Origin of the sequence: Flavobacterium lindanitolerans (assembly GCF_002846575.1) — a bacterium.
Lineage (GTDB): Bacteria > Bacteroidota > Bacteroidia > Flavobacteriales > Flavobacteriaceae > Flavobacterium > Flavobacterium lindanitolerans.
The window spans coordinates 139,565-160,690 of the sequence record NZ_PJND01000008.1 but is presented as its reverse complement, the minus strand read 5'-3'; the positions used below and the strand labels follow the sequence as shown (position 1 = coordinate 160,690).

Annotated in this window: 20 protein-coding genes; 7 read left to right on the top strand and 13 right to left on the bottom strand. The window is 38.8% G+C overall.

Annotation, left to right across the window (positions count from 1 at the left end; all coding sequences use genetic code 11):
- Positions 1 to 20: 20 nt before the first annotated feature.
- From B0G92_RS10575 to B0G92_RS10555, 5 genes are all read right to left on the bottom strand, one after another.
- Entirely contained in the window at positions 21 to 2,768 is a 2,748-nt protein-coding gene (locus B0G92_RS10575) for a hypothetical protein (RefSeq protein WP_056066735.1), read from the bottom strand.
- 224 nt (positions 2,769 to 2,992) lie between these two features.
- On the bottom strand, positions 2,993 to 3,718 hold the full coding sequence (locus B0G92_RS10570; RefSeq protein ID WP_056066262.1) for an LOG family protein: 726 nt from the start codon (positions 3,716 to 3,718) through the stop codon (positions 2,993 to 2,995).
- Positions 3,719 to 3,742: 24 nt separating this feature from the next.
- Positions 3,743 to 6,574, bottom strand: a complete 2,832-nt coding sequence (gene uvrA, locus B0G92_RS10565) for an excinuclease ABC subunit UvrA (protein ID WP_056066265.1) — start codon at positions 6,572 to 6,574, stop codon at positions 3,743 to 3,745.
- A gap of 239 nt (positions 6,575 to 6,813) precedes the next feature.
- Positions 6,814 to 8,634, bottom strand: coding sequence for a chloride channel protein (locus B0G92_RS10560; protein ID WP_101472167.1), 1,821 nt, complete (start codon positions 8,632 to 8,634; stop codon positions 6,814 to 6,816).
- A 74-nt stretch (positions 8,635 to 8,708) separates the two neighbouring features.
- Positions 8,709 to 9,293, bottom strand: a complete 585-nt coding sequence (locus B0G92_RS10555) for an acyl carrier protein phosphodiesterase (RefSeq protein ID WP_101472166.1) — start codon at positions 9,291 to 9,293, stop codon at positions 8,709 to 8,711.
- 90 nt (positions 9,294 to 9,383) lie between these two features.
- On the opposite strand from B0G92_RS10555, the gene glmM reads away from it, so the two are divergent.
- The 3 genes from glmM to def are packed head-to-tail and all read left to right on the top strand — an operon-like array spanning position 9,384 to position 11,834.
- Complete coding sequence (gene glmM, locus B0G92_RS10550; RefSeq protein WP_101472165.1) at positions 9,384 to 10,772, top strand: phosphoglucosamine mutase; 1,389 nt, start codon at positions 9,384 to 9,386, stop codon at positions 10,770 to 10,772.
- 3 nt (positions 10,773 to 10,775) lie between these two features.
- Complete coding sequence (locus tag B0G92_RS10545; protein WP_101472164.1) at positions 10,776 to 11,168, top strand: CCC motif membrane protein; 393 nt, start codon at positions 10,776 to 10,778, stop codon at positions 11,166 to 11,168.
- A gap of 18 nt (positions 11,169 to 11,186) precedes the next feature.
- Positions 11,187 to 11,834 (top strand): peptide deformylase, encoded by a 648-nt coding sequence (def, locus tag B0G92_RS10540; RefSeq protein ID WP_310793704.1) that lies wholly within the window; start codon positions 11,187 to 11,189, stop codon positions 11,832 to 11,834.
- On the opposite strand, the gene fabF is transcribed toward def, so the two are convergent.
- From fabF to B0G92_RS10520, 4 genes are read right to left on the bottom strand one after another with little or no spacing between them, the layout of a single operon-like run.
- Positions 11,831 to 13,093, bottom strand: a complete 1,263-nt coding sequence (fabF, locus tag B0G92_RS10535) for a beta-ketoacyl-ACP synthase II (RefSeq protein WP_101472163.1) — start codon at positions 13,091 to 13,093, stop codon at positions 11,831 to 11,833. The two genes, def and fabF, sit on opposite strands and share 4 nt — an antisense overlap.
- Complete coding sequence (locus B0G92_RS10530) at positions 13,090 to 13,527, bottom strand: PaaI family thioesterase (protein ID WP_245867800.1); 438 nt, start codon at positions 13,525 to 13,527, stop codon at positions 13,090 to 13,092. Before B0G92_RS10530 ends, fabF begins: the two co-directional genes overlap by 4 nt.
- Before the next feature lie 7 nt (positions 13,528 to 13,534).
- A complete protein-coding gene (locus tag B0G92_RS10525) occupies positions 13,535 to 14,284 on the bottom strand; it encodes an SDR family oxidoreductase (protein ID WP_101472162.1) in 750 nt (249 codons plus the stop codon).
- 52 nt (positions 14,285 to 14,336) lie between these two features.
- Positions 14,337 to 14,939: a TetR/AcrR family transcriptional regulator gene (locus tag B0G92_RS10520; protein ID WP_245867794.1), complete on the bottom strand. Its 603-nt coding sequence runs from the start codon at positions 14,937 to 14,939 to the stop codon at positions 14,337 to 14,339.
- A 327-nt stretch (positions 14,940 to 15,266) separates the two neighbouring features.
- On the opposite strand from B0G92_RS10520, the gene B0G92_RS10515 reads away from it, so the two are divergent.
- From B0G92_RS10515 to B0G92_RS10505, 3 genes are all read left to right on the top strand, one after another.
- Positions 15,267 to 16,115, top strand: coding sequence for an SDR family oxidoreductase (locus tag B0G92_RS10515; RefSeq protein WP_101472160.1), 849 nt, complete (start codon positions 15,267 to 15,269; stop codon positions 16,113 to 16,115).
- Between the two features lie 49 nt (positions 16,116 to 16,164).
- Complete coding sequence (locus B0G92_RS10510) at positions 16,165 to 17,007, top strand: SDR family NAD(P)-dependent oxidoreductase (RefSeq protein WP_101472159.1); 843 nt, start codon at positions 16,165 to 16,167, stop codon at positions 17,005 to 17,007.
- Between the two features lie 80 nt (positions 17,008 to 17,087).
- Positions 17,088 to 17,993 carry an AraC family transcriptional regulator gene (locus tag B0G92_RS10505; RefSeq protein ID WP_056066295.1) on the top strand — a complete coding sequence of 302 codons (906 nt, stop codon included), beginning with the start codon at positions 17,088 to 17,090 and terminating at the stop codon, positions 17,991 to 17,993.
- 96 nt (positions 17,994 to 18,089) lie between these two features.
- Here the strand turns inward: B0G92_RS10505 and B0G92_RS10500 are convergent, their stop codons facing one another.
- Entirely contained in the window at positions 18,090 to 18,542 is a 453-nt protein-coding gene (locus tag B0G92_RS10500) for a response regulator (RefSeq protein WP_056066298.1), read from the bottom strand.
- Positions 18,543 to 18,778: 236 nt separating this feature from the next.
- On the opposite strand from B0G92_RS10500, the gene B0G92_RS10495 reads away from it, so the two are divergent.
- Positions 18,779 to 19,129, top strand: a complete 351-nt coding sequence (locus tag B0G92_RS10495; RefSeq protein WP_101472158.1) for a hypothetical protein — start codon at positions 18,779 to 18,781, stop codon at positions 19,127 to 19,129.
- A 39-nt stretch (positions 19,130 to 19,168) separates the two neighbouring features.
- On the opposite strand, the gene B0G92_RS10490 is transcribed toward B0G92_RS10495, so the two are convergent.
- From B0G92_RS10490 to B0G92_RS10480, 3 genes are all read right to left on the bottom strand, one after another.
- The gene (locus B0G92_RS10490) at positions 19,169 to 20,044 is read right to left on the bottom strand and encodes a pirin family protein (protein WP_101472157.1); all 876 of its coding nucleotides are present in this window, start codon (positions 20,042 to 20,044) and stop codon (positions 19,169 to 19,171) included.
- A 5-nt stretch (positions 20,045 to 20,049) separates the two neighbouring features.
- The gene (locus tag B0G92_RS10485; protein ID WP_101472156.1) at positions 20,050 to 20,340 is read right to left on the bottom strand and encodes a GNAT family N-acetyltransferase; all 291 of its coding nucleotides are present in this window, start codon (positions 20,338 to 20,340) and stop codon (positions 20,050 to 20,052) included.
- A gap of 81 nt (positions 20,341 to 20,421) precedes the next feature.
- Entirely contained in the window at positions 20,422 to 21,015 is a 594-nt protein-coding gene (locus B0G92_RS10480; RefSeq protein WP_101472155.1) for a Crp/Fnr family transcriptional regulator, read from the bottom strand.
- Positions 21,016 to 21,126: the final 111 nt, after the last annotated feature.

The window sequence follows — 21,126 nt, the reverse complement described above, 5'->3', positions numbered from 1 at the left end:
TCTTGTGCCTAAATTGAGATTTAAAACCATTTTCTGGTAAAGAGATTAATTAATGTTCTTGGACTGAAAGTAATGATAAAGCGTACCTTTTCATTGTAATGAGGTTGTCCTACTTCCCATCCGTTGCTGGAGTAGACCGGGAAATAAAGTTCAAAATAATCGGTAACGAGATTGAGTCGGATACCACTGTCATACACAAAATTAGGGTCATTGTGTCTGTTTTTGACGAATCCGGCATCTCCGTAGATTTCAATCCATTGCCAGATATTGAAACTACCATTTAGGGTTGCCATCCAATGATTGGCAAAAGGAGTATCAAGTTTTGATTTAAAACCACCTTCGGCAAGAATCAATTGCTGACTAAAAAATCCGGTACTTTCGGAACGTCCGTAATAGTTGTAATCAAATAAATAGTCGGTTGGGCGGTCAAGTGCAAAACTGAAATAATCCGTATTGGTTTTATTATAGAGGAAAGTTCCGGCATACAATCTGAGATTTAGCTGCCTGTTGTCCTCAAACAGCCTGCGGTATTCGATTTCGGTTGAGAGTTTACCAAATTTTCCTGAAAGCTGCAGGTCGGTTAAAAAATTAAAATGGTTGGTTACTTCTGTTTTTATATTATAGTATTTGGCATTAAAGACAGAATAATTTTCAGTTCTTTCTACACTATAAGCCGATTTGTCCCTGTTTACAAGGACTTCCCGAAATTGGATGCCCTGTTTTCTGTTGTCCCTGAAATTGTTTTCACGGAAAAGCATGGTCACCGTTGGTGTTAATTTGGTGTAGGCTGCATCTGGCGCATAATGGAAATAGGAGCCGCTTAACTGATAACGGACATTAAAAGGACTGTTGGTATTGCGATTGTGTTGGTTTACCAGAAATGAAAACGAACCTGTCAGTGTTTGTGTATTAGGAGAGTAAATAGGATTGATTTCATAAATAAACGGTTTGTCGAGTATGGTCTTATTGTTGAAACGAATACCAGGCGAAAGTCCGTCATAAAGGTTATAACTTATTGTGGGTATGTAAAGTATCTGGTTGTAATACGGGTCTTCAAGGTCTTTCATGAAATTGAACTTGATTGGTCGGTTCTGAGAAAAGAAACCTTTTAAAGATTTCCAATTATTGCGGAGATTGTATTCCGGAACTTCGTTTTTATAATTTAATACGATTTTATCGGCATCATTTCGCGGAACGGTAAAAGTACTGTCGGTTTTGATATTATTGAGCCATTTTTTAAAAACGACTTCATTTTTTTTAATTCCGTAAACAGGAATAGGGACAACGGTTTTTGTCTTGTTCCGTACCGTAAATGTCACGCTGTCTTTTGTTTTTGAAACATCCGTAAATCTATAATCTACAATGTCTCTGGAATCGATGATGGTATTGAAAAACCAGTCGATATTTTGGTTGGCATTGGACTTGAGAATGTTTTCAAAATCAGTACGGGAAGTGATATGCTCACTGTTGAGGTTATAAAACTCTTTGATACTGTTTTCTACGATATCATTTCCAAGATAATTGTCTAAATATTTAAGGCTGAGTCCGGCTCTGTATTTGCTTGCAATCTGCTCGTTAAACTTAATAAAAGTGTTTTTTGGATCGCCTAAGGGCTGGTCGAGGTTTTTTCGGGCCATGAGCATATAGAAATAGCTGTACTGCTCATTAAAGTCAATAGTGGTGAGATTATAGCCACGCAAAAGCCACCATTGCGAAAGGTTACCCATCATTTTGCTGTTGGGATGATTTTCGTCAATGTATTTCATCATGGTATAAATCTGTATGCCGTCATAAATCCAGTTGTCGTCTCTGGCATTCAGATGCAGGCTGGTTTTTAGAAAATTGTTGAGGTAAGTCTTTAAGAATTTTATCTCAAACATAAACTCATCAGGAAACGGACTTATAAAGGAAGGAAGCTGGTTGAGTCCGTAAAAAGGGTTTCTCTCGTAGTCGGTTTGGGAAACCGTTATTTTTTCAAATGGATAGCTTCCAATATTTTCATGGACAAAATTCACGATTCTGTCAATTACAATAGCTTTTTGTATATCGTTCAGCCTGTTTTCCTTCAAATTGGTTTCTACCGTAACATTATTGTTTTTGTAACTGTAGAATGTCGTCTTTGGCTCTACAAACAGATTAAAGTCCAGACGGTTTTTCCCCGTCAGTTCATAAGTTGAAAATGAACTGTCTTTTATGTGGTTTACTTCGTCGAGGTCTGAAGTCGCGATCAGTCCCGGTGGCAGTTTTAAAGTTACGTCAAAATCAGTCGCTGCATTGGTGATATCGTCAAGATTGTTATTGCTGTACATTATGAAACGATGGTTTTCATAGCGGGCAGGAGCAAGGCACCAGTTTTTAAGGTTAAATTCGCCTTTATCGTTCCATCCGTATTTTGTAAAACGGTCATTAGGAAATTTAACCTGATAGGTCAGTTTTAGTATTATTCTTTCGTTTGGAGCTAATTTTTCACGAAGATTGATTTCAATCACGTCAGGGTGCTTTTCAAATCGGTGCCACTTCAAAAACAGATTTTCCTGGTCAATAATGGTTATGTTTTCTGTTTTTCCTCTGTCTTCATCATGGGCTAGGTGGAAGCTGCGTACAAATTCATCAGAAAAGCGTTTGGCTAAAGGCGTGTTTTTATCAGAATAAGCCTGATTCCAGTCGTTTACTACAATTGAAGTTAACGTATCACCGGTTTGGTTGTAGAAAGTAATTTCCTGCTGGACATAGGCAGACTTTTCTTCGCTGTTGATTTCAACATTCACTTTTGAATGATGTTGTGCATTTCCCCTGGTGGAAAAAAATAAAGACAGGCAGGCAATAGCAATTTTGGCAAAAGTCTTCAAAGGATGATTTTAATTATAGCAAGTTTACTTATAATTAGATACATTTCCTAATAAAGGTTGCTTAAGATTGGCTTAAAGATTCAAAAACAAAAAAGCACCCTTGTTTGAGGATGCTCTTTAATATGTGACTGGGTATTCCTGAATTAAAAGTTTGGACTTAAATTGTATTTTTTATAGAAGTTATCCAGTACATCCAGTACTTCGTCTTCGTTGTCTACAATTTTAATAAGGTCCATATCACCAGGACTTACATTGCTGTATTTTTCAATCAGTACGGTTTTTACCCATTCAATCAGTCCGGCCCAGAAATCTCTTCCTACCAGAATGATTGGGAATTTCCCTATTTTTTTGGTCTGAATCAACGTTATCGCTTCAAAAAGTTCATCCAGAGTTCCAAAACCACCCGGCATAACCACGAAACCTTGGGAGTATTTCACGAACATTACCTTGCGAACAAAGAAATAGTCAAAGTTCAGGTTTTTGTCTTTATCGATATAAGGATTGAAGTGCTGTTCGAAAGGCAGTTCAATATTCAAACCTACAGAAGTTCCGCCTCCCAGGTGGGCACCTTTGTTTCCGGCTTCCATAATTCCGGGACCACCGCCGGTAATGACACCATATCCGGCTTTACTTATTTTATAGGCAATTTTTTCTGCAAGCAGGTAATATTTATCTTCGGGCTTAGTTCTTGCTGAACCAAAAATCGAAACGCAAGGGCCTATTCTTCCCATATTTTCGTAGCCGTTAACAAACTCGGACATAATCTTGAAAATTGCCCAGGAGTCATTGCTTCGTATTTCGTTCCAGGTTTTTTGTTTAAATACTTCTTGTATTTTGTCGTCTTCGTTTTCGAATGTCTCTTTTTTCATCTTTCTTAAAAATTAATCAGCCTGCTAAGATAGCTCTTTTTTGAGGAATTGCGCGGTGTAGCTGTTTTTATTTTTGGCAACTTCTTCCGGCGTTCCTTTGGCAATCAGCTGTCCGCCGCCTTTTCCTCCTTCAGGTCCGATATCGATAATATAGTCGGCTAATTTGATAACGTCCATGTTATGTTCAATAATTAGGACGGTATTTCCTTTGTCGACCAGTTTGTCAATTACTTCCATCAAAACGCGGATGTCCTCAAAATGCAACCCGGTTGTAGGTTCGTCCAGAATGTAAAATGTATTTCCGGTATCTTTTTTAGACAATTCGCCGGCCAGTTTAATTCGTTGGGCTTCACCACCGGAAAGCGTTGTACTTTGCTGTCCGAGTGTAATATATCCTAAACCGACATCTTGCAAGGCTTTGACTTTTCGGTAGATTTTCGGGATATTTTCAAAAAACTCCACACCTTCATCAACTGTCATGTTCAATACGTCAGAAATGGATTTTCCTTTGTAGCGTATTTCTAAAGTTTCACGGTTAAAGCGTTTTCCCTGACAGGTTTCACATTCTACATACACATCTGGCAGGAAGCTCATTTCAATAGTTCGTACTCCGGAACCCTCGCAGGTTTCGCATCTTCCGCCAGAAACGTTAAAGCTGAAACGTCCCGGTTTGTAACCGCGTATCATGGCTTCGGGTGTTTGTGTAAACAGGCTTCTGATTTCCGAAAAAACTTCGGTATAGGTTGCCGGATTGGAACGCGGTGTTCTTCCAATAGGCGACTGGTCAATATCAATAATCTTGTCAATATTTTCCAATCCTTCAATCTTTTTGTAAGGCTGAGGTTTTTTGACACCATTAAAGAAATGGGCGTTCAGAATCGGATAAAGCGTTTCGTTAATGAGTGTTGATTTTCCACTTCCGGAAACTCCGGTTACGCATATCAGCTTGCCCAAAGGCAGCTCAATCGAAACATTTTTCAGGTTGTTTCCGGTTGCTCCCGTGAGTTTAAGGAATTTTCCGTTGCCTTCGCGTCGCTTTTTCGGAACGGCAATTTCCATCTCACCATTCAGATAGGAAGCTGTAAGAGTATGTTCTTTTAAAAGTTCCTTGGGTGTTCCTTTGCTGATTATCTGTCCGCCAAAACGTCCTGCTTTTGGACCTATGTCAATAACATAATCCGCTCTTTCAATCATGTCTTTATCATGCTCTACAACAACAACTGAATTTCCGATGTCACGCAATTGTTCTAAGGAATGGATTAGCTTTTCGTTGTCTCTTTGGTGCAATCCAATGCTTGGTTCATCCAGGATATAAAGTACGCCAACCAGTTGTGAGCCAATTTGGGTAGCCAGACGGATTCGTTGGGCTTCTCCACCGGAAAGCGATTTGGAGCTTCGGCTAAGGGCAAGATAATTTAATCCGACATTCACTAAAAAGCTCAATCTGGATTTGATTTCCTTCACGACTTCAGAAGCAATTTTCTTTTGTTTTTCTGTTAGGTCGTTATCCAGTTGCTCAAACCAAACCGCCAGGTCAGAAATATCCATATCGGTTAATTCTGCAATATTTTTTCCGTTTACTTTGAAATATAAGGATTCTTTTTTCAGACGGGAACCTTCGCAAACCGGACATTTAACTTCATCCATGAATTCTTTTGCCCAGCGTCTGATGGTTGTAGAGCCGCTTTCGTCAAATTGGTTCTTTATAAAATTGGAAATTCCTTCAAAGTCAATCTTATAGTCTTTTGTAACTCCCAGTGTTTTAGAGGAAACCTCAAATTTCTCTTTGCCGCCATGCATGATAATTTCCATGGCTTCGTCGGAGATTTTTTCAATCGGGTCGGTCAGTTTAAAACCGAATTTCTCTCCAATGATTTCCAATTGTTTGAAAATCCAGGAACTTTTGTATTCTCCTAAAGGAGCAAAACCGCCTTGTTTGATGGAAAGTTTCGGATTCGGAATGATTTTTTTCATATTGATTTCGTTCACGGTTCCCAGGCCATTGCAATGGTCGCAAGCCCCTTTTGGTGAGTTGAACGAAAAATTATTCGGTTCCGGATTCGGATAGGAGATACCTGAAGTAGGACACATCAGGTTTCGGCTGAAATAGCGTATTTCCTGACTATCCTGGTCAATAATCATCAGAATATCATCACCATGATACATGGCTGTCTTAATGCTTTCGGTCAGGCGCTTGTCATTTTCCGGTGTATTTTCGATGAGCATCCTGTCGATAACCGTTTCAATATCGTGTGTTTTGTAACGGTCGAGCTTCATTCCTGCAGTAATATCTTTGATTTCGCCGTTGATGCGGACTTTCAGGAATCCTTGTTTGGTAATCTGTTCAAATAATTCACGGTAGTGTCCTTTTCTGGAACGGATTATAGGAGCCAGGATATTGATTCGTCGTCCTTTGAACTGTTCGAAAATAAGTTCCTTGATTTGTTCGTCGCTATAGCTTACCATTTTTTCTCCGGTTACATAGCTGTAAGCGTCACCGGCTCTGGCATATAACAAACGCAGGAAATCGTAAATTTCCGTAATGGTTCCTACAGTAGAACGAGGGCTTTTGCTGGTGGTTTTTTGCTCGATGGCAATTACAGGCGAAAGTCCGTCGATTTTATCTACATCCGGGCGTTCCAAACCGCCAAGAAACTGTCTTGCATAAGCAGAAAAGGTTTCAATATAGCGACGTTGTCCTTCGGCATAAATTGTATCGAAGGCCAAAGACGATTTTCCCGAACCTGAAAGCCCGGTAATTACTACCAGTTTTTCACGAGGAATCGTAACGTCAATATTTTTCAGATTGTGGACGCGGGCGCCCAAAACTTCAATCGTATTTTCAGTGTCTAGCATAGCATTTTTTGCAAAACGCAAAGGTACGTTTTTGTAATTTATTTTTAGTTAAAGACTGAGGTCCAAAACTTAAAATTTATTAAAGATAAAATGGTCTTTAAAAAAGGATAAAGCTTTTAGTTTAAAGTTTTTGGATTATAGAAGAATGTATGCTTTGCGGCTCTGCGTCTTTGCGAGCAATTATTTTCACGCAAAGGTGCAGAGCCGCAAAATATAGCGATTAAACCTTTCTCTGCGTTTTATTCGATGACCATTTCTTTTAATTTCTTTCTATAGGTTTCAAGCACATGAACTTTAGAAATGAATCCGAAATACTTACCGTTTTTAGTAACGGGAAGCTGTTCCAGATGGGCATTTTCAAATTTTTCCATGACGACTTCCATTCCATCTTCATAAGAAATCACATCCAAAGGAGGTTTCATGACTTCAGGAATGGTAGTGTATTTTAACCGGAAAGAATTGAAAACGATGGGTTTCAGGTCTTCAAAGTCAATAATTCCAATGAGTTCATTTTTGGCATTTACCACCGGAAAAACTTCCTGTCTGGAATTGGCAAGATATTCTACGAGGCTTTCCAGTTTGTCTTCCGGACTAACGGTTTTGTATTCTGAATTGATATGGCTTAAAATATCAATGTTGGAAAGAATATTTTTGTCTTTATCGCTTGTAAATACGTCACCTTTGTCCGCCAGATGCTTGACATCCATTGAATGCGTTTCGAATCGCTTGGAAACGGCAAAACTTATAGACGATACAATCATTAAGGGTACCATCAGGTTATAGCCTCCGGTAATTTCACCAATAAGGAAGATGGCTGTTAGTGGCGCATGGAACAGGCCGCTCAATATTCCCGCCATACCTACGATTGTGAAGTTTCCAACCGGAAGTTCTTTTCCAATGCCCAGAATGTTGAAGAATTTAGCAACAAAAAATCCCAAATATGAACCCACAAAAAGGGAAGGAGCAAAGTTGCCTCCGTTACCACCACTGCCTAAAGTAAGTCCTGTGGCATACACTTTCAATAACATCGTGATACCTACAAACAGCAGTAAAATCCATTCATTACTCTTGTATTCGTCAAGTAAGGTGTTTTCTAAAAGCATTTGCGGATTAGCATTAGATAGGGTCTTGATGCTTTCATAACCCTCACCAAAAAGTGTCGGGAAAAAGAAAATAAGCACCGCCAGTATGGAAGCACCAAACAATGCCTTTTTATAAGTGCCGTTTTTGATTTTCTTAAAAAAGCCTTCTATTTTTTGAAACTTTCGGGCATGGTAAACAGAAACCAATCCCGCCAGAATTCCCAAAAGGACATAAAAGGGAATGTTATGATAATCAAATGTCTGTTGCTGCTTGAAAGACAAAAGTACGTCTTCGTTTAAAACGATGGTTGAAACCAAAGCTCCTGTGGCTGCAGAAATCATAATCGGAATAAAAGCCGTAATGGCCACATCGGTCAATACTACCTCAATAGCAAATAATACTCCGGCAATAGGGGCGTTAAAGGCAGCCGCAATACCGGAAGCCACACCACAGGCAAGCAATAGAATCCTGTCTTTTTGCGAGAGTCTGTATTTTTGGGCAAAGTTAGAACCAAAAGCAGCTCCGGTAATCGTAATTGGTGACTCTAATCCTGCAGAACCACCCAAACCTACCGTTAAGGAACTGGTGATTATCTGCGCATACATTTGCTTTTTGGGCAGTATTCCGCCCTTTTTTGCAACAGCATACAATATTCTGGAACTTCCCTTTTCTAAACTTCCATCCAATACGTTTTTGACGACAAAAACCGTTAGCAGGATTCCTATGATGGGAAGGATACTATTGATGTAAGGCAGTTTTAAATAACCGTTCACATAGGTGGCAAATACAAAAACGGAGTGCGCAAAACCTTTCAGCACAATTACGGCAAAAGCACAGGAAATCCCTACGATAACACAGGATAAATAAATAAAATGCCTTTCAGAAAGGAAATTCTTGAACAAAAAAAACAAAGTTTCAATTTGCCGGAAAATGTTTCTGAAAAATACTTTTATTTTAGGTGCTTTTTTGGCTGACATTTTTTCTTTTGGAAAAATTACGATTAAAGAATCGCTAAAATAAGCCTTTTGTTAAAATTTTATTGATAAAAGTATTATAAAGTTTTAATTTTCTCGGCTACGAATTCCCGAAGTTCCTTAAAAAACAAAGTGAATTCCTGCTCGAATTCTTTGTAGAATTGTTCCAGTTCTTGCACAGATTCGCCCATTTTTGAAGTGTTTTTAGTACGTCGGTCCATTTGTGATAAAATAGTTCCTATACCGTCAACAAACTGGTAATTCCAAAGCCAGTTACCTCGTTCCATGTGCGGTAGCATGTTTTGGACTTTTGGAGTAAGCATATCAAAATTGTCTTCCAGAGACTGGTAAAAGTTTTGTACAAAAACATCCAGCTTTTCATCCGAATAGTCCTGCCAGTTTTTGGCTAAAAAATGGTCATAAAAAACATCGATAATTACTCCGGAATAGTGGCCATATCGTTCATGAAGCCGGTGCTTGCTGATTCTAAAAACGGCATGTGCATCTGTAAAAGTATCTATAGCACGATGCAGCAGGATTCCTTTTCGGATATCGTCCGGGAAATGCTCGTAGTCTTTACCACGTACGCCATCAGCCATGAAACCGCCTATTTTCATGAAGTCGTTATTGCCTGAGAGATAAATATGGGCTAGAAAATTCATTCGCCTAATTTAGGAATTTTATATTACTTAAACGGCAATTCATATATTTGCTAACAATTTAAATTCTGAAACAAAAAATCAAACCTTAATATGACTTTAATCAAATCAATATCAGGAATCCGAGGCACCATCGGAGGTAAAGTAGGAGATAACCTGACTCCGGTTGACGCTGTAAAATTTGCATCGGCTTATGGAACCTGGCTGAAGAATTACTCAAAGAAAGAAAAACTGACTGTAGTAATTGGCCGCGATGCCAGAATTTCCGGACCTATGATTCATAATCTGGTGGTGAATACGCTTATCGGATTAGGGATTGATGTTATTGATTTGGGATTGTCAACAACGCCAACTGTTGAGGTAGCCGTTCCGTTGGAAAAAGCAGACGGAGGAATCATCCTGACCGCCAGCCACAATCCAAAGCAATGGAATGCGTTGAAATTATTAAATGAAAAAGGGGAATTCCTGAGCGGTGCCGAAGGTGCGAAGATTTTAGATATAGCCGAAAGGGAAGCATTTGATTTTTCGGATGTAGACAGCCTGGGCGAAATTATTCCAAATGACGCTTACATGGATATTCATATTGATGAAGTGCTGGAGCTTCCTTTGGTGGATGTTGAAGCCGTGAAAGAAGCCAAATTCAAAGTGGTGGTTGACGGCGTGAATTCTTCGGGAGGTATCATTGTGCCTAAATTACTGGAATTAATGGGGGTTGAGGTCGTTAAACTGTATTGTGAGCCCAACGGACATTTTCCGCACAATCCGGAACCTTTAAAAGAACACCTGACAGACATTTCACAATTAGTTGTAAGCGAAAAAGCCGATTTTGGAATTGTAGTTGACCCTGATGTTGACCGTTTGGCTTTTATTTCTGAAGATGGAGAAATGTTTGGGGAAGAATATACATTGGTTGCCGTTGCAGATTATGTGCTAAGCAAGACACCCGGTAATACGGTTTCCAACATGTCATCCTCACGTGCTTTGAGTGATGTGACCAATAATCACGGGGGAACATATGAAGCAAGTGCTGTTGGCGAAGTCAATGTAGTAGAGTTAATGAAGAAAAATAATGCGGTTATTGGAGGTGAAGGAAACGGAGGAATTATTTATCCGGAACTTCATTATGGTCGCGATTCTATCGTTGGAATTGCGTTGTTCCTGACGCATCTGGCAAATAAAAAGATGAAAGTTTCTGAGTTGAGAGCTTCTTATCCGGAATATTTCATGAGCAAGAACAAAATCGAACTGACACCACAGATTGATGTTGATGCTATTTTAACAGCTATGACTGATAAATACAAATCAGAAAATATTTCGACAATTGACGGGGTAAAAATCGATTTTCCTCAAAACTGGGTGCATTTAAGAAAATCAAATACAGAGCCTATCATCAGAATTTATACTGAAGCAAAAAGTCAGGCAGAAGCAGATGCTTTGGCCTTGAGAATTATAGAAGAAATTAAAGTAATAGCAGGAATCTAAGCAATGGAAGACCAATCACATGGAAATTTTGGGCCAGAATCGCACTGGCCGGAGTCGGGTAGACCCGAACCGCCAAGACCGGAACCATTAAGGGCGGAACCGTACAGGAAACTTTATTACAGAAAACAGCTTCCTAATGCAGTGACCGTACTTATTTTAGGAATTATGTCAATAATAGCCGCATTTTGTTATGGTTTTTTCGGGATTGTGCTGGGAATCATTGCACTGGTGATTGCAAGAAATGATATGCAATTACATCGGGAAAATCCGGGCGAATATGATGGTTATCCTAATTTAAGTGCTGGAAGGGTTTGCGCTATTATTGGATTGTCATTAGGTTCCCTTTTCTTTATAGGTTTGTTTTTTTTATTCTTTTTGTCAGCTATTGTTAATTAGAAAGTAAGTATATCTTTTATGATGGGAAAGAGAATCATGCTATTTGTGTTTTTGTTTCTGGGACTTGGAGTTTCAGCACAGCATTTTACGAAGTCGGAGAGAAGCCTGATTCAGTCCGGGGATACAAAAACAATGCTCAGGGTAATCCAGATTACTGATGAGAAGGAATTAAAAATACTCCAATCAGTTTCTACCGATATTGACCCTGATGACAAGCTACTTCCATTATTGGCAGAGAGAATGTTTCTGGCAATGCGCGACCCTGCAAATCCGGGAATAGGAATTGCAGCACCGCAGGTGGGAATTAACAGGAATGTAATCTGGGTGCAGCGTTTTGATAAAGAAGGCGAGCCTTTTGAACTGTATCTGAACCCCAAAATAATATGGAGGTCGTCTATGTTGCAAAAAGGAATGGAAGGTTGCCTTTCCATTCCCGACATCAGTGGTAATGTTTATAGAAATTATAGCATCAAACTGACCTATCAGGATAAAACGGGAAAGAAACACGAAGAAGTCATTGAAGGTTTTACCGCAGTTATCTTCCAACACGAAACCGACCATCTTAACGGAATCCTTTTTACAGACAGAATGAAAGAACAGGAAAAACTTGAAGTTTCTCCTGTTGATGATGAAATGAATGACCTGTTTTTAGAAAAAAAGCCTTAACCGGCAGTTATTCCATCCGTATATTTTTTGAAAACGGTACTGGCTGTATGGCCTCCAAAACCAAAAGTATTGTTTAGGGCATAATTCACTTTTTTGCGTACAGAATTGCCCAAAACAATATTCAGGTCGGTCATGGCTTCATCAATTTCTGTCGTATTGATTGTTGGAGGAATGATATCATTTTTTAGAGCTAAAACCGTGATAATGCTTTCAACGGCTCCGGCTGCTCCTAATAAATGTCCGGTCATTGATTTGGTGGCGCTGATAGCCACCGGATGATTTCCAAAAACTTCCCGAATGGCGGTCAGTTCACTGCTATCACCCTGAGATGTTGAGGTAGCATGAGCATTGACATAATCTACTTCTTTGGCTGTTATTCCGGCTTCGTTTAAGGCTTTCTGCATGCCCAAAGCCGCACCAAATCCATTTTCAGGAGTTCCTGTCAGATGGTAGGCGTCTGCTGCCATACCACCACCAACTATTTCGGCATAGATGGTCGCACCTCTGGCTATGGCATAATCCAAATCTTCAAGAATAAGGGCTCCGGCACCTTCACCAATTACAAATCCATCACGGTTTTTGTCAAATGGACGGGAAGCTTTTTCCGGTTCCTCATTTCTTTTTGATAATGCCTGTGATGCGTTAAAACCCCCAACAGAAGCTGCTGTAATGGCTGCTTCAGAGCCACCGGCAATCATGATTTTAGCTTTGCCCAAACGAATGGTGTCAAAAGCATTGATTAGTGCCGTATTGCTGGAGGCGCAAGCTGAAACAGTTGCATAATTAGGACCATGCAGTTTGTGCCGGATTGAAATCACCCCGGCTGCAATGTCTACAATCATTTTTGGAATAAAGAACGGATTGAAATGAGGTGTGCCATCACCTGTAAAGAATTCTTTTAACTGCTCTTCAAAAGTGGAAATACCTCCGTTTCCGGATGCCCAAATAACGCCAATCTCTGAACGTTCTTTTTGAGACATGGATTCAAAGTCCAATCCGGAGTCTTTGATAGCCTGTTCCGAAGCCGCAACGGCATATTGCGTAAACAGGTCATATTTTCTGCTTTCTTTCCTGTCCATATATTCTTCCGGATTGAAGTTTTTTACTTCACATCCAAATTGCGTCTTGAATTTCGAGGTATCAAATTTGGTCAGTAATCCCGCGCCGCTTTTCCCGGCAACAATATTATTCCAGAATTTGTCAATAGAATTTCCTAATGGAGTGATGGCTCCTAAGCCTGTTATTACTACTCGTTTCATTTTATTTCTGTTTTTAGCAGGTTGGTATAGCCCTTGGCCAGCATTTTTGTCTTATCGCTATTCCAGATTTCGCACTGGGCATTGACGATGGTTTTTCCCTTTTTATTGATGGCAGTTGTCGCAATAATGATGTCGTTTTCTCTGCCGGAAGCGAAATAATCGATTACATTATTAATGGTGACATAGAAATTAGGTTCGCCATAAGAAATTAGTGTGGCGCCTATGGCATCATCAATTATAGCACCTATGACACCGCCATGAAGCGTTCCAAAAGGATTGGTCATTTCTTTTCTGACTGTATATTCAAAAGAAAGACTTCCTTCTGTGACGGCAATCATTTTTGGCTTTAGCCAATTCATAAATGGCGATGGCGATTGTGTGACTTCTTTGCCAATATGCTGTTTTAAAAAATTAAAGGCATCCTTATTCATCATGTTCTTTTTAAGATTGGGAATTCATCGTCAGTAAAGCATCTTTAGGGGAAGTGAGTGACAATTCATAAATGTAAGATGTCTGCCCAACATGGATTTCATATTGGTTTTCCCCAATGGCGCGCAATAAATCCTGGGCTACAACTTCAGGACTGATTCCGTTTTCACCACCTATTTCTTTTGAAAATTCAGTATTCACCAATGGTGGCATTATTTCATAAACCTGGGTTGCATAAGGGCTCCTGTCTAAAGCAATTCGTAAGGATTGGGTGTAGGAATGCAAGGCAGCCTTGCTCGCAGAATAAGTAATCAGGGTTTTGTTTGGAACCAAAGCTACAATCGATGAAACATTGACAATGGCTGCTTCTTCCTGGGAGTTGAGTAGGGGTAACAGTCTTTCTGTAAGCCTTACGATTGAAAGGTAGTTCGTATTGATTTCATCCGATGCCTTTGTGAATGCATCGGTACCCGAAACCAAAACATCGTAATAAGAAGCATTACCGGCATTATTTATGAGCACGTTCAGGCTTGGATATTGTTTTGTGATTGTTTGCACCAGTTTGTCAATATCTTCCTCACGGGTAATATCAGCAACTATAGCTGTCGTGTTTTTAAGCAAAGCTGCAGCTTTGTTTAATTTTTCCTCATTTCTTCCTGTAATAATGACCTGATTGTCATTTTCAGAGAATATTTTGGCGAATTCAAACCCAATTCCAGAGCCTCCGCCAGTTATTAAGATTGTGTTTTTGCTTGTTTTCATTTTAGTAATAATTTATTTTATACCATTCGGTATATTTTTGATTAAAAAAAATTTATAAGTCGTTTATGATTTTGCGTAAGGAATGCATGAGAGACTTCAGGTAATTTGTTTTTCCGGTGAGTTTTGATATCATTACGGTTCCTTCAATAATAGAAAGCATTAGCAGGGCAGCTTCTTCAGGATTAGTTTCCGGTTTAAATTCTTTGCTGTCAATTCCTTTTTGAATAAGGCTGGACAGACTGTCTTTCCAATTTAAGAGTGCTTTCTTAGCGGCCTCTTTGAGCATTGGATGGGTATCGTCTGCTTCAATTGCCGTATTCATTATAGGACAACCGCCATCAATAAAATGCCCGTTAAAAACATGGTTGTACAGTTCAGGAAAAGTGAGTAGTTTGTCTTTATAGGTTTTCTTCCTGCTGATTTCCAATGCAAAAAAGTCCTGCATTTTCTTTTTGTTATACTCGAAAACTTCCAGGGCTACTTCGTCTTTATTTTTGAAATTTCCATAAATGCTGCCTTTGGTTAGGCCTGTTGCTTCTGTAATATCATTCATAGACGTACCGGCATAACCTTTAATATTAAAGATTGGTGCTGTTTTCTCTATAATATAGGAACGGGTTTTTTCTGCCTTGCCCATGATATGATAAAATTTCATGGCAAAGATAAATATACCGATTGGTATTATTTGTTAATTTTTGATTAAAGTTTTAATCGCTCATTGAAAGTGTTTAATAATCTAGCTTTTGCGTCTTGGCGACTTTGCGTGAAATTGTTGCTCGCAAAGTCGCCAAGGCGCAAAGTTTATTATGAGATCTTAAAGCGAGCCATTTGCTTTTTACTTAGTACAATCCACCTGAAATTAAGAATTGTTTGAATTTTGCAATTTTTGCTTTGCTCTGCGCAATAACTGTGTTCCACTTTGCCAATAATTTTGCCTTATCAAATTCAAACAGAATCATTAATCTTTTTAAAAAACTAAATCATGGAAAATTCAAATCAGAAAGTTTGGTATATTACTGGAGCATCAAAAGGCCTGGGACTGGCTCTGGTGAAACAGTTAATAAATGAAGGTAAAAAAGTGGCGGCCACATCAAGAAGTATAGAAGAACTTAAAAAAGCTATAGGTGATGTGGATAATTTTCTGCCTTTGCAGGTAAATCTTCTTAGTGAAGAGAGTATCGAAAAAAGCATACAGGCAACTGTAGCCCAATTTGGTAGAGTTGATGTTATTGTTAATAATGCAGGTTACGGTCTTGCAGGAGCTTTGGAAGAGCTTACTGATGTTGAAGCAAGACAAAACTTTGATGTCAACGTTTTCGGTTCTTTAAATGTTATCCGAAAAGTATTGCCTTATTTGAGAAAGCAACAATCAGGACATATTTTTAATGTTTCTTCTATTGGAGGATTCACAGGAGCTTTTCCCGGCTTTGGAATCTATTGTGCAACCAAGTTCGCTGTTCAGGGATTTACAGAGTCGTTGGCAGAAGAAGTAAAACCTTTCGGAATAAAAGCAACTATTGTTTCTCCGGGTTATTTTAGGACAGATTTCCTGAAAGATTCCTCATTGAGTGTTCCTAAAAATCAACTCCAGGAATACAAAACGGTTAGAGATGTCCAATCTGCACATGAAAACGAAATCAATGGCAATCAGCCTGGTGACCCGCATAAAGCAGCCTTAGCTTTTATCAGAACAGCCGAAATGCAAAATCCTCCGGTGCATTTGTTTTTAGGACAGGATGCTTATGCAATGGCAGAAGTCAAAATACAATCAGTAAAAGAAAATATGGAAGCAGTTCGGGAGTATGCCGCAGCTACCGGATTCGACAACTAAATTCTTTTACGACGCAAGCCTTATTTATTATTAATTAAACGAAAAAAATATGAAAACAGATAAAATTTGGTATGTAACAGGAGCTTCAAAAGGACTGGGACTTGCCTTGGTAAAAAAATTACTTGCAACAGGTTATAAAGTTGCCGCAACATCAAGAAATGCTACTACTTTGAGTGAAGCTGTTGGTGCAGGAAATTCAGAAAATTTCTTACCTTTGGAAGTAGATTTGGTAGATGAACAATCTGTAGCTGAATCTATTAGGAGAACACAGGAAGTTTATGGAAAGATTGATGTGATTGTGAACAATGCCGGTTACGGCATAGGAGGTACTATTGAAGAATTGTCGCAGGAAGAAATTTCGGAGGCTTTTAATATCAACGTTTTCGGGACCATCAATGTCATCAAATATGCCATGCCTTATCTAAGAGCACAACGTTCCGGATATATTATCAATATTTCTTCTATAGCCGGATTTGCACCTGCTACGGGATGGTCTATTTATGCGGCGGCCAAACACGCTATCATTGGTTTGTCAGAATCATTGGCAGATGATGTAAGGCAACTTGGTACCAAAGTTACGGCTATCGCCCCGGGAGCTTTCCGAACGCAGTTTTTGACAAAAGAATCGCTGGTGTTCGCTGAGAATTCAATAGAAGATTATGAAGAGGTTCATGCATCACACGATAAGTTCCATAAAATGAATGGCAATCAGCTAGGCGACCCTGAAAAAGCAGCAGAAGTGATGATTCATCTGGCTGAAAGCGATAATCCTCCTGTAAGATTATATCTTGGAAGTGATGCTTACAGAAGAGCGTCAGCAAAATTAGGAACGCTAACACAAATGTTAGAAGATTGGAAGGATACCACACTTTCAACCGACTTTCAGGAATGATAGCCGTATTTGAATTTTACAATTGAAACTTACAATATACAACCAGCCCGTAAAAAGGCTGGTTCCTAAAAAATAAAATTATGCCGAAGACCGAAACGATAGAAGATTTTTATAAACAAAAGCTCAATTACCTACCTGAGGATTTACAGCAGGGTCTGGGCTACTTTAATGTTATCAGAGCTGAAGACTGTTATAAAAATGATGTATATGTCCCGATAAGTTATACAAGAAGAGATTTTTATAAAATTAGCCTGGCAAGAGGAAAAAATGTTTTCCATTATGCCGATAAAAGCCTTGAAGTTAACGGTTCCGCACTTATTTTTTTCAATCCGCAGGTGCCTTATACTGTTGAATCGTTGTCTGACGACAGGTCAGGTTTTTTCTGTATTTTCAAAGAAGCCTTTTTTACGGAGTCATTACGAAACAGTATTTCCAGTCTGCCCATGTTCAAAATAGGAGGCAAGCCGGCATATATTCTTAATGAAGAGCAGGACAAACAGATTAGTGATATTTTCCAGAGGATGATTAACGAAATCAATTCAGATTATGTCTATAAATATGATTTGATTCGCAATTATGTTACGGAAATGATTCACAGTGCTATGAAAATTGAGCCGTCTGAAAAACTATACCAACATCCGGATGCAAATTCCAGAATAACTTCGGTTTTTACGGAATTGCTGGAAAGACAGTTTCCTATAGAATCGCCATCGCAACGGTTTACGCTCCGTTCTGCAAAGGATTTTGCAGAAAAGCTCTATGTTCATGTCAATCACCTGAACCGTGCCATTAAGATGACTACCGGAAAAACCACAACCGATTTGATTTCACAGCGATTGGTTAATGAAGCGCAAGCCTTGCTAAAGCATACAGACTGGAACATTTCGGAAATCAGTTATTGTCTGGGTTTTGAAGAACCGGCTCATTTTAATAATTTTTTCAAGAAACAGATGCAGGTGGCACCTTCTGTTTATCGTTCTGCATAAAACAAACAATTTCTCTATTTATAAAAAAAGCCGGCTTGTTTTAAAGCCGGCTTTTCCATTATTTTAAAATGTTTGAATTTTATTCCTTTGCAAATACTAAACAGAAATCAGGAAAGTTTCTCTGTTCATGTCTGACGTATGGTATTGCCAGTAGGTTTTGAAAATATGCTGGAGTATTTTTTTCATGGCAGCATAATCGCTTGGCTTTTTTATATAAACATTAGCCCCTAATGTAAAGGTGTCTTCCTGGTCCTGGTCGGAAGATGAGGTGGAATAAATGGCAATTGCGGTGTCAGAATATTTTTCGTCGGCACGTATTTGTCTCAAACAGTCTACTCCTGACATAAAAGGCATATTGAGGTCTAAAAAGATGATGTCGGGATTATGGATTTCATTGTCGTTCAGGTAGTCCATAAGTTCTTTGCCGTTAGAGAAAAAAATAAGATTGTAATTCTCATTGATTTCGCTAACTGCCTCTTTAAATAATTCACATTCATCCCTGTCATCATCAGCCAATACAATGTTAATCTTTTCTTCGAATAGTCTCATACTTAATACTAAATTTTTGATTTAAAATTAATTACAAGCAAGATTCAAATTAGTTTGTTTACCAAAGATAGAAAATGTAATTCTAAATGGATGGGTTTGGCTATACTTTAACGTAATGAAATCTGTAAATCATTGCGACAATTGTATAATGGTTTTTTGGCAGAAATAGCCGAAATTTATAAAAGCTGAAAATAAATTTAAAAAAGATTACAATGGTCGCAATGTGCCAATTTAAGATGCCGGAGAGATTAAAAATTGCAGGTAAAAACCTTGATGATGAGACAACGAGAGACATCATTGACAGGATAATAGACTGCCTTAAATCGGGGAAAGCCGAATTGTATAAGGTGGAATCGTTCTGCGATATTGAAAGCCAGTCAGATACTCCGGACAATATAAAAGAAGAACCGGCCACCTTTTTTGAGGTTATTCTTATTCTGGATGAACACCAGGTACAGGATTATAAGATTTATGATGCCCTGATAATTGATAAGGCCATTCAATGCCTTGAGGAGGACGAAAACTATATTTCACGTTATTGGATTAATGGGGATCAGGAATATATAGGAATTGAGACGGAATTTTAAGCAAAAATAAAGCCCGAACAACTAAGTTCGGGCTTTATTTTATTCAAGATATCCAAAACGGCCGATATTAAAATCATTAAAGGCCTGAATTATTTCCTGTTGTGTGTTCATTACAAACGGACCATGTGCGGCTATGGGCTCGTTAATAGGTTCTCCGCCCAAAACCAATACCACAGCATTTTCTACTGCTTCAATCGTAAATTCTTCGCCTTCATTGGCAAATAATACAAAATGGTCTGTTGCCACTTTATCTTCACCATTGACTTTGATGCTTCCTTCCAATACAAGCAATGCCGTATTATAGGAAGCCGGAAAATCAAATGAAGCGAAGGCTCCTTTATTCAGTTTAGCATTCAACAGATTTACGGGAGTAAATGTAGAGGCAGTTCCGGAAATACCGTTATAGGTTCCTGCAATTACTTCTACTAGCCCTTCGTCATTTGGCAATCGGAATTTGTTAATAGCATCGTTTGTGATTCCCTGATATTTTGGAGCCGACATTTTATCTTTTGCCGGTAAGTTTACCCAAAGCTGTACCATTTGGAACTCTCCGCCTTCTTTACTGAATTGCTCTTCATGATATTCTTTGTGAAGAATTCCCGATGCCGCGGTCATCCATTGCACGTCACCTTCGCCAATAACACCGCTGTTGCCGGCACTGTCATGATGTGCTACTTTTCCTTTGTAGGCAATAGTTACGGTTTCAAACCCTCTGTGCGGATGTACGCCAACGCCTCTTAATTCCTGCGTAGGAGGAAAGTAAAATTTAGAATTATAGTCCATCATAATAAAAGGACTCATGCGTTGCATACTCAAACCATATGCAGACGGGATAAAATTATGTACTCTGAAACCATCCCCAACCATATGCGGAGCTGGTGGTGCAATTATGCGTTCTATTTTTTTTGTTGTCATGATACTCAATGTTTAGTGTGAAAAAGTGAATTTTCCTGATATTCAGGATGCCTGTCGATATAAGCATTAATAAACGGACAATAAGGTTTTACTTTCAGTCCGTTATTCTTTGCATAGTCGAGGACATATTTTGCGAGGGCAGAAGCTATTCCTTTACCTTCCAGTTCAGCAGGAACAATAGTGTGCATATAAGCAATGCCTCCGTCAAAAAGTTCATATTTTACATAGGCCGTCTTTCCATCCAAACTGATTTCGAATCGTTTACGGCTTTCATTATGTGTGATTGTATAGTCCATGATTGTATGTTTTTTTATTACTGTAAAGGTAGACAGTATCAAAATCATGGCTCTTAACCTAGGTTAAGAAATGGATAACGGCTAATCTCTGTTGAAGTTTTTATTTGCCAGTTCTTTTCTGACGCGGCTTAAACCTTCCGGAGTAATACCCAGGTAGGAGGCAATGAGCAGTTGTGGAACCCTGAGTGATAAATCGCGATAGGTTTCAATGAATTTCAAATATCTTTTTTCTGCCGATGCACTTAAAAGATAATTGATTCTTTTTTCCATATGCCTGATATTGTTATGGAGTGCAAGCGTATTGACTTTTGTAAAATTTTCAAACTTTTTTGCAGCAATGTCGAAAAATTCTTTTTGCACATAAACCGCTTCGGTGTTTTCCAAAGCATCGATATACATTTCTGAAGGTTCGTGAAAATAAAAACTGCTTCTGTCAGCAATAATCCAGTTTTCCGGAGCAAATTGGATGGTATGCTCTTTGCCGGATTCATCCAAAGTATAGGAGCGAAGAATGCCTTTGCAAACAAAATAGGCCTTGTCGCAGATTTCGCCTTCCTGTAATAATAACTGCCCTTTTGCTATATTGACAGGATGGACAAGATGCTCCACTTCTTCATATTGACTTTCAGTGGCGCATTGGGTATCAATAATGTATTTTTTAAAGAGGTCGGTCATGCTTTGGGATAGAACAATTACGAATTTAAGAAATAAAAGCGATTATTTAGGATTAGCTTTTGTAATAAATCTCGATAAGTTTATTTTAGCGCCTTTGCGTCTTTGAGTGAA

What these genes read in the sequence shown, in the direction of transcription:
- uvrA (WP_056066265.1), bottom strand. Translation starts at nt 6,574, where the DNA reads ATGCTAGACACTGAAAATACGATTGAAGTTTTGGGCGCCCGCGTCCAC.
- B0G92_RS10570 (WP_056066262.1), bottom strand. Translation starts at nt 3,718, where the DNA reads ATGAAAAAAGAGACATTCGAAAACGAAGACGACAAAATACAAGAAGTA.
- B0G92_RS10480 (WP_101472155.1), bottom strand. Translation starts at nt 21,015, where the DNA reads ATGACCGACCTCTTTAAAAAATACATTATTGATACCCAATGCGCCACT.
- B0G92_RS10515 (WP_101472160.1), top strand. Translation starts at nt 15,267, where the DNA reads ATGGAAAATTCAAATCAGAAAGTTTGGTATATTACTGGAGCATCAAAA.
- B0G92_RS10555 (WP_101472166.1), bottom strand. Translation starts at nt 9,293, where the DNA reads ATGAATTTTCTAGCCCATATTTATCTCTCAGGCAATAACGACTTCATG.
- B0G92_RS10530 (WP_245867800.1), bottom strand. Translation starts at nt 13,527, where the DNA reads ATGATGAATAAGGATGCCTTTAATTTTTTAAAACAGCATATTGGCAAA.
- fabF (WP_101472163.1), bottom strand. Translation starts at nt 13,093, where the DNA reads ATGAAACGAGTAGTAATAACAGGCTTAGGAGCCATCACTCCATTAGGA.
- def (WP_310793704.1), top strand. Translation starts at nt 11,187, where the DNA reads ATGATGGGAAAGAGAATCATGCTATTTGTGTTTTTGTTTCTGGGACTT.
- B0G92_RS10520 (WP_245867794.1), bottom strand. Translation starts at nt 14,939, where the DNA reads ATGAAATTTTATCATATCATGGGCAAGGCAGAAAAAACCCGTTCCTAT.
- B0G92_RS10500 (WP_056066298.1), bottom strand. Translation starts at nt 18,542, where the DNA reads ATGAGACTATTCGAAGAAAAGATTAACATTGTATTGGCTGATGATGAC.
- B0G92_RS10525 (WP_101472162.1), bottom strand. Translation starts at nt 14,284, where the DNA reads ATGAAAACAAGCAAAAACACAATCTTAATAACTGGCGGAGGCTCTGGA.
- B0G92_RS10485 (WP_101472156.1), bottom strand. Translation starts at nt 20,340, where the DNA reads ATGGACTATACAATCACACATAATGAAAGCCGTAAACGATTCGAAATC.
- B0G92_RS10495 (WP_101472158.1), top strand. Translation starts at nt 18,779, where the DNA reads ATGCCGGAGAGATTAAAAATTGCAGGTAAAAACCTTGATGATGAGACA.
- B0G92_RS10545 (WP_101472164.1), top strand. Translation starts at nt 10,776, where the DNA reads ATGGAAGACCAATCACATGGAAATTTTGGGCCAGAATCGCACTGGCCG.
- B0G92_RS10505 (WP_056066295.1), top strand. Translation starts at nt 17,088, where the DNA reads ATGCCGAAGACCGAAACGATAGAAGATTTTTATAAACAAAAGCTCAAT.
- B0G92_RS10510 (WP_101472159.1), top strand. Translation starts at nt 16,165, where the DNA reads ATGAAAACAGATAAAATTTGGTATGTAACAGGAGCTTCAAAAGGACTG.
- B0G92_RS10490 (WP_101472157.1), bottom strand. Translation starts at nt 20,044, where the DNA reads ATGACAACAAAAAAAATAGAACGCATAATTGCACCACCAGCTCCGCAT.
- B0G92_RS10560 (WP_101472167.1), bottom strand. Translation starts at nt 8,634, where the DNA reads ATGTCAGCCAAAAAAGCACCTAAAATAAAAGTATTTTTCAGAAACATT.
- glmM (WP_101472165.1), top strand. Translation starts at nt 9,384, where the DNA reads ATGACTTTAATCAAATCAATATCAGGAATCCGAGGCACCATCGGAGGT.